The organism is Massilia oculi (genome assembly GCF_017582745.1).
Classification (GTDB): Bacteria; Pseudomonadota; Gammaproteobacteria; order Burkholderiales; family Burkholderiaceae_D; genus Telluria; species Telluria oculi_A.
Map to the genome: position 1 here is coordinate 1 of NZ_JAFVIM010000075.1, position 2,043 is coordinate 2,043.

1 protein-coding gene is annotated in these 2,043 nt (G+C 54.6%); it reads right to left on the minus strand.

What is annotated here, in order from left to right; translation table 11 throughout:
• Positions 1–351 precede the first annotated feature (351 nt).
• Positions 352–1,623, minus strand: a complete 1,272-nt coding sequence (gene nhaA / locus J3U95_RS28150) for a Na+/H+ antiporter NhaA (RefSeq protein WP_208281762.1) — start codon at positions 1,621–1,623, stop codon at positions 352–354.
• Between the last annotated feature and the right edge of the window lie 420 nt (positions 1,624–2,043).

The following is a 2,043-nucleotide window of genomic DNA, read 5'->3' on the forward strand; positions in this document are numbered from 1 at the left end:
CCGCCATCCTCAATCGCTTCACGCGCTTGGGCACGCCCACGACCGTAGCGGTGACCATGCCGTAAATCCGTCTGGGGTTTGGGGTACTACGCGCTCAATTGATTTATGCAACAAAGCCCTCTTGATAGATCATCATTTCTGATGAAAGATTGCTTCAATTTTGGTGTCGGGCGGTAGAATGCGGACCACTGTGACGATTGACGACGAGCTTTAGAGCACCTAACAAAACCCTCTAGTTGCTCAGCAGGCAACAGCCGAGTACACTGAGCCGTTCCGACAGTCCGCTATCGGACAGAAGCGGACGTCAACCCGACCAGCGCTAGATTCATGATGATCTGATCGGGCACATTCTCAAATCCGCTTGACGTCTCCGTCGCGACGAATTTCCTCGTGCTGAGCGATCTTCTGCTCATACTCATCACTTGCTTTCGGTGCGAGCCGAAGGATTAAGCAGGCTACGATTGCAGACAATATTGATCCAAGAAGAATCCCGATTTTGGCTTCCTCGACAAACTCAGGATGCCCTGGAAATGCAAGTCCGCTGATGAAGAGGCTCATCGTGAAGCCGATCCCGCAGAGCATTGCTACCGCGTAAACTTGCAGCCACGTCGTTCCGCGTGGTTTGGTGGCAAGACCGGTCTTCACAGCGAGAACGACTCCCGCGAACACACCCAACTGCTTACCGAGGAACAAGCCGGCTGCGATACCGAGGGGGAGAGGCGCAAAGATAGCAGATGGCGACAACCCTTCAAAAGAGACCCCAGCATTTACGAACCCGAAGACCGGCACGATCAAGAACCCAACCCACGGTGCCAGCGCGTGCTCAAGACGGTGCAACGGCGATGCGGGTGCATCAGGTGTACCCGGCGACGAAATGTAGGGGATCAGGAATGCGCCAACTACTCCTGCGATGGTGGCGTGCACGCCCGAAAGTAGCGTGACATACCAGAGCAATGCCAAGCCGATCAAATATGGCCAGAGCTTCGTCACACGCAATTTGTTTAACACGAACATTGCGGCCAAAAGTCCGGCAGCTGCAGCGAGTGCGACAGCATCGATACTTGAAGTATAGAAGATGGCAATGATGGCCACAGCGCCCATGTCGTCAATGATTGCGACCGAGACTAGGAGCAGTTTTAATGATAGTGGTGCATGCCTCCCAAGCAGGGCGAGAGCGCCCATCGCAAAAGCGATATCGGTCGCCGCTGGTATCGCCCAGCCGTTTGCTAACGAGGGCTGACCTGATGTAACGAACAGATAAATGGCGGCGGGCAAGGCCATGCCCATAAGCGCTGGCAAAGCAGGGAGCCGCCGCTGTTCCCACGTCGATAAACGGCCATCGACAAGTTCTCGCTTAATTTCGAGGCCGACCAACAGGAAGAAAATAGCCATCAAACCATCGTTGACCCAAAGATGAGTTGTCATAGGGCCAAGCTTCTCGCTCAACACTAGGCCGGTCTCAAAGTGTAAAAAGTGCTGGTAAGCGCTCGCGAGAGGACTGTTTGCGATGATGAGCGCGCAGACGGCCGCAGCCATCAGCAAGATACCGCCAGCGGCCTCGCTAGCAAGAAATCGCTGTAACGCGGATGGGTTCGCACTGGAATGGCTTGCTGCTGTGGTCATGTGATTTTTTTCCTCGGACAAAATGCTGTCCACACCGCATCGGCAACGGCGTCGGAGGTCGCGACCTTAGATACAGGAAAACCGCGAGCGCGAGTTAGCGAGCTCGATGTAGACAGTAAGGGTGAAAGGAGGGTTGCTTCAGCTGCGATTGCAGAGAGTCGAACGAGATGATGTAGATTTAGCGGGGACGCTGCTCGCATTACAAGCCTCACGGAAAACGAAAATGTCGTTCTCCGTATTCGGGGATGGCCCCCGGGCGCACGCAGCACACGCCATGTCAGAATTATACCTCAAATTGCGGACCTGTCAGAAATTCTGTGTGCGGGGCCAGAATTTCGTAGTTAATTAATCGCGTTCGTGAAGCGTTCGCCGAACATGATGGCGAACTGGTTGGCAGCAAGCTTCCAGGTACGCGGCGCC

Bases quoted from the DNA above. Each gene is read 5' to 3' on its own strand.
- nhaA (WP_208281762.1), bottom strand. From the start codon at position 1,623: ATGACCACAGCAGCAAGCCATTCCAGTGCGAACCCATCCGCGTTACAG.